Annotated in this window: 4 protein-coding genes and 2 pseudogenes; 2 read left to right on the top strand and 4 right to left on the bottom strand. The window is 50.1% G+C overall.

Going from position 1 to position 5,844, the window contains the following annotated elements:
- A pseudogene (locus tag GOB93_RS20410) lies at positions 1 to 102 on the top strand (IS5-like element ISMex42 family transposase); the annotation flags it as partial.
- Between the two features lie 88 nt (positions 103 to 190).
- Here GOB93_RS20410 and GOB93_RS20405 read toward each other — a convergent pair.
- The 3 genes from GOB93_RS20405 to GOB93_RS20395 all read right to left on the bottom strand — a co-directional run bounded on the left by GOB93_RS20405 (position 191) and on the right by GOB93_RS20395 (position 3,984).
- Positions 191 to 1,267, bottom strand: coding sequence for a tartrate dehydrogenase (locus tag GOB93_RS20405; protein WP_146892913.1), 1,077 nt, complete (start codon positions 1,265 to 1,267; stop codon positions 191 to 193).
- Between the two features lie 29 nt (positions 1,268 to 1,296).
- Positions 1,297 to 2,586 (bottom strand): MFS transporter, encoded by a 1,290-nt coding sequence (locus GOB93_RS20400; RefSeq protein ID WP_173585211.1) that lies wholly within the window; start codon positions 2,584 to 2,586, stop codon positions 1,297 to 1,299.
- A 318-nt stretch (positions 2,587 to 2,904) separates the two neighbouring features.
- Complete coding sequence (locus GOB93_RS20395; RefSeq protein WP_173585210.1) at positions 2,905 to 3,984, bottom strand: IS5 family transposase; 1,080 nt, start codon at positions 3,982 to 3,984, stop codon at positions 2,905 to 2,907.
- Between the two features lie 295 nt (positions 3,985 to 4,279).
- On the opposite strand from GOB93_RS20395, the gene GOB93_RS20390 reads away from it, so the two are divergent.
- Positions 4,280 to 5,197 (top strand): LysR family transcriptional regulator, encoded by a 918-nt coding sequence (locus tag GOB93_RS20390; RefSeq protein WP_146892919.1) that lies wholly within the window; start codon positions 4,280 to 4,282, stop codon positions 5,195 to 5,197.
- Here the strand turns inward: GOB93_RS20390 and GOB93_RS20385 are convergent.
- Positions 5,198 to 5,635, bottom strand: a pseudogene (locus GOB93_RS20385) (integrase core domain-containing protein); the annotation flags it as partial.
- Positions 5,636 to 5,844 lie beyond the last annotated feature (209 nt).

The following is a 5,844-nucleotide window of genomic DNA, read 5'->3' as shown; positions in this document are numbered from 1 at the left end:
CTCAAGGAATGGCGCGCTGTCGCAACCAGATACGAAAAAACAGCAACCTCGTTCCTCGCGGTCATCCACATCGCTGCCGCCGCAGACTGGATCAAGTGCTAACAGGCCCTAGTAACTGCCGCGTCGAATATCCGCCGTAAGGCTACCCGTGCATGCTCATCGCTCCACTTCCCCGTCATAATCTTCTCCTTCAGGCGTTCTCAGACCGAATGGCGGTAAGAACGGCATCTGTAACTATACGAGTATTGGCTTGCCCCCCGAGGTCCGGTGTGTGGAGGTCCGTATTCGCAGTAACTCGCTCAATGGCTTTCATAAGATTTTCGGCTGCAGCGTGCTCTCCAAGATGATCCAGCATCATCACGGCCGACCAAAACGTGCCAACGGGGTTGGCAATACCTTTACCCATAATATCGAATGCAGAGCCATGAATTGGTTCAAACATTGAAGGAAATTTACGCTCCGGGTTTATGTTTGCGGTCGGAGCAATACCCAGGGATCCGGCTAGTGAAGCGGCCAGATCGGAAAGAATGTCAGCATGCAAGTTAGTAGCGACAATCGTGTCAAGTGTTTCGGGTTTCAGCGTCATACGCATAGTCATCGCATCAACCAACATCTTGTCGGAAGTTACATCTGGAAACTCCTTGGCAACTTCTGCTGCAATTTCATCCCACATGACCATCGCATATCGCTGGGCATTGGATTTGGTGACAACAGTCAACAACTTACGTGGCCTGCTCTGCGCCAATTTAAAAGCGAAGCGCATGATTCGCGTAACGCCAGCACGCGTCATCAACGAGAGATCCGTTGCAGCTTCTTCGGGCAGTCCCTGATGCACACGCCCACCAACTCCCGCATATTCTCCTTCGGAGTTCTCGCGTACAATGACCCAGTTCAATTCGGGGCCAATGACCTTACGCAGAGGAGATGTGATTCCGGGCAGTACGCGAGTTGGACGGACATTAGCATACTGGTCAAAAGGCTGGCAAATGGCCAGACGTAAGCCCCACAGCGTAACATGATCTGGAATATCTGGATGCCCTGCAGATCCGAACAGGATCGCATCGTGATTCCTGATCTGCTCGAGGCCGTCTTCCGGCATCATGCGACCATGTTTTTTATAGTAATCACCGCCCCAGTCGAAATGATCGAACTCGAAGGAAAAGCTCCCGTCCCGGTTGGCGAGAGCCTGAAGGGCTTCGACGCCGGCGTCTATGACTTCCGTTCCAATTCCGTCACCCGGGATCGCAGCGATTTTGTACGTTTTCATTATACTTCCTGTTATTTAAAAAAAATCCATCACGCCTCAATATTCATCGGGCGTATGATGAACCGGGAGACCACAAAGGTCACGACTGCAGAGAGGATCAGTAATGCACTGACAAAGTAGAGACCTCCAGTGAAGTCATGCGTCTGCGTCTTTATCCAGCCGATCATGGCCGGACCGACGAAACCACCGAGACTGCCAACGGAGTTAATTGTCGCGAGCCCTGCTGCTGCACCTGGCCCTGAAAGGAACATTGTAGGCAGACTCCAAAATGGTGATTTGGCTGATGTGATCCCGACATTAACGACAGCCAATGCCGCCACAACGCTCACTACGCCTGCCGCATGATTGACCAGAAACAGACCAGCAGCAGCCAGCAAGCACGGCAATATAACATGAAATGGACGCTCATTTGTGCGATCAGAATGCCATGCCCAGACATACATGCCCACGATTGCAAGAGCTGGCGGCACCGCGTTCAGAAAACCAACCTGTATATTGGTCACACCGAAGCTTTTGATGATCTGAGGAGCCCACACTCCAAGAGTGTACAGGCCCGCCGATGTCCCAAAATAGACAAGGGCCAGAGCCAGAACACGAGGATCCGAAATTGCTCGACCTATACGACTGGTCTCTGTTGATACCTTCGCTGCCTTTTCAGCGTTGATGGTCGTAACAAGCCATGCACGCTCATCTTCCTCGAGCCACGAGGCTTGTTCGGGACGGTCTGTCATGTAAAACAGACACATCATGCCAAGAAAAAGAGCGGGGACAGCCTCAGAAAGAAACAGCCACTGCCAGCCCTTGAGTCCAAGAAATCCACTCAAGCCAAGAACCACGCCGGACAGAGGCGATCCAAACACCGCCGCAAGTGGTGCTGAAGCCATGAATAACGACGTAGCTTTCGCACGTTGTTGAGCAGGAAACCAATGGGAGATATAGAATATTACACCCGGGAAAAAGCCAGCCTCCGCCGCGCCCAGTAGGAATCGAACGATATAAAAACCAGTTGAGCCATTTATTAGAGATTCTATGGCCGCAAGGACTCCCAAGCTGACCATAATACGAGCGATCCACAGCCTAGCGCCGACTCTGTGCAACGCAAGATTCGAAGGAATTTCGCAAAGCAAATACCCCCAGAAAAATATGCCCGCTCCAAATCCGAATTCAGCAGAAGAAAGATTAAGATCTTTATTCATGCTAAGAGATGCAAAACCCAGATTTATTCGATCAAGAAACACCATGTAATATAGGCACATGATGAACGGTATAATTCTGAGCGAAACCTTGCGGGTCGTTTTTTTTCCGATATCGGGAGACATGAGTAACTCCTACTTGTCGTTTGTTATTTTTTATTATTCCCGAATTCACTTCCAAAGTAAAAAACTAGACGACTGATAGGGAGTAGACAATCTCCATTTTATTATATAGTAATTTGGTTCAATTCACCTGGCGCGGGGCTGTCACGTTAACTCCGCCGGCTTAACAAACATCTGCGGAAACGACCTGGAGGGTTCCAAAAACCGTTGATTGACATCTCTTGCGCCTGATTTCAGGTTTTTAGCGTGTTGACTTCTGCTTCCCTAGTCTGACTTTTACTCTTGGTTTTGAGCAGAGCGAGGGGTTCATGCTCTGTATTGCTAAGCGGCGGCGTTAATCCGCTCCAAGAGGAGAAAGCGGCGCATATTATAGACGATATTGGCCAGGCCGATTCTCATGGTGGCCCGAGTGATACCGACAGTTCGGATGAACAATCCCATTTGTGATTTCTGATCGGCAAAGACATGTTCGACACGCGACCGGATAACGGACTTTCCTGTGTTGGATCTCTGGATATGGCGTGGCATGGGCTTGAGATGCGGCTTTTTCCTGTGAACCTTCGAAACAAAGACCTGCTTTTCCATGAAGGCCTCATTGGCTTTTGAGCGGTAGGCTGTATCAGCCCAGACATCAGACGCCGTATTGCTGCGATCAAGAAGCCCCTCACGTAGTCTGGCACCATCGCTGGTAGCGGCATCTGTCGTCTTCCATTTGCGGATCAGCCGAAATTTCCGGTCGATGGAGATGTGCGATTTATAGCCAAAGAACGGGATGGCCAGATCTGTTGCAGGCATACTCCCGTCCTCCTGTCGCTTCGCTTTCGTGAATTTCAGAGTCCAGCGTGCATGCCTGTCCTTGTGGGACAGCCTTGACGGCTTGTCCTGCCAGTCCTGGGGGATCCGTCCTTCACGCAGACCCACCTTCTCCGTATTGGTATTGCGCTGCTTCGGAGCCGCTACCAGCGTGGCATCCAGGATCTGGCCTGACATCGGCAGATAACCGGCGTTACGCAGGATTGCATCAAAGCGATTGAACAGAATTTCAATTGCTCCCGCCTGTGTCAGACGCTCCCGGAACAGCCAGACGGTTCTGGCATCCGGCACGCGGTCCGACAGTCCTAGACCTAAAAAGCGCATGAAGGAGAGACGGTCGGTGATCAGGTATTCCGTCCGTTCATCGGACAGATTGTTGAGTGTCTGGATCACCAGGATCTTGAACATCAGCACCGGATCAAACGGCGGACGACCGCCTTTACTCCCGTCTGAATAGGCCAGTGCCTCGTCCAGCTCCGGGCGGAACACCTCAAAATCCACAGTCCGGGAAAACGCTTCGAGCTGGTCGCCAAGACCGCTTAACCGAGCAAGCCGCTCCTCAACGCCAAAAAATACCGCCTGTTTCATATCCTCATTCCTCCAACCAGAACCGGAAAAATGGAATCACAGCGTAGGCCTCAATACCAAGAGGCTTTTAGAACCCTCCACGTTCCACCAGCAATTGGCCGTTCTTCGCATGCAGCTTCAATTAACGTGACAGCACCACTAATGGTCCTTCGAACTCCCACTTCTCGTCCGTGCTTTCTCCCATTCGATGCAGACAAGCACCATTAATACGGCCAGTAGCTCCAAGAAATTTTACCAGACATAGTTTGATTTTATATTATAAAATGGCATAATGCGTCAAGGTGGAGGTGTGGCTATGGAATTGCATCAATTGCAATGTTTTATTAACGTTGCGGAAACTCTCCATTTCGGACAAGCCGCCAGAAATTTACAGATGTCGCCCGCAGCTATTGGACGTCAAATCAAATTACTCGAGGAAAGTTTGGGAACGACTCTGTTTGTTCGAACTACTCGTACAGTAGAGTTAACCGAAGATGGCGCCAGTCTCGTGGAGTCCGCTAGAAATTTATTAGAACAAGTTCAAGAAATCACTTTATATTTCCGACAAAGAAAGAGGGAGAAAACTGTCTCGAGATTCCGTATAGGAGCAATCGACAGCGCGTCTGCAGGTCTGATGCCTATACTTCTTAAGGATATGAAATTATCCAATCCCACAACAACTATACAATTGAGAGAGGACAAGACAATTAGGCTCTTGCCGAGACTCTTATCTGGAGCTCTTGATTTGGCCTTTGTGCGCCCACCTGAAAAATATGACAAGCGTCTGGAATTTAAATTTCTGTTTTATGAGTCACCCGTTTTGGCATTGCCAATTGGTCACATTCTAGCCAAAAGTCCGTCTATCAGCGTCTATCAAATTACCAGTGAACCGTTAATTGTGCCTGACAGGCGGGTTCGCCCCCATAGTTATGACTTGACGATGAGATTATTTCAGGAAGCTGGCGTGCGCCCGAATATCGCGGGAATTGCAGATGAGAAGAAAACTATCCTTGGCCTCGTCGCGGCAGGGCTCGGCATCGCTATTGTTCCACGATGGACCGCACAAGTTGTAGACCCATGTGTGTCTATAGTTCCTCTTGAAGTCCGTGGAAATAGCGAAATCGGACAGCTTCCACTTGCTGCAGCATGGCTTCGAAGTTCGCGTGACCCAGTGCGCGATACGATTCTTAATATGTTAATTAGTAACCTTGGGAAATATTCCTGCGGTGCATAACTAGCTGTCAGGTTGTGAGACGTCAACGGCGTATTTGAGGATTTCGTAGACTTGTTTCATGATACCTCGACTGTCTAATTTCACGTAATCAGAGTTGCGGGCTCTGGGATTTTCCTCGAGCCACGAAGTGATGTGTTCCACGGGGGATAGTCTGTTCAGAACACGCTGCTTTCGTTGGTTGTAAGCGAAGCAGAAGCCTCTGAGCAGGATTTCGAGATCCTCATGGCTTGAAACACAGACCTGCAGCACTTCTGTCACCACCCGGCCATTGAAGCGTTCCACCTTTCCATTGGTCTGAGGGGAATAAGCTTTCGTCCGGCGTCGGTCGATCGTCATGTCACGGCAGGCCTTTTCAAAGGCATCCGCCGTAAAACAGGAACCACGATCGGTCGGGATATGGGTGATCCGGAAAGGAAAGGCGGCTTTGACAGCCTTGACGCGGAAATCTCACAGAAGGGTTGTACATCGGATTAGATTATGAAAAAGTCTGTTTTGCACAAAAGAATTTTTCATAAGCAATAAACGAACCCGATGCTGACAGAGTGTAGCGCAGGCGCGTATGAGTTTCCAGCCTCCTGTGGACGGCGTGTTGTGGCCCGTTTTGACGGGGGTCGCATGAGTTCGGATGGGGGCGTCATTCTGGTGAA

Origin of the sequence: Acetobacter musti, assembly GCF_011516835.1 — a bacterium.
Taxonomy (GTDB): Bacteria; Pseudomonadota; Alphaproteobacteria; order Acetobacterales; family Acetobacteraceae; genus Acetobacter; species Acetobacter musti.
The sequence above is the reverse complement of the archived record's forward strand: the minus strand, read 5'-3'. Positions and strand labels throughout refer to the sequence as shown.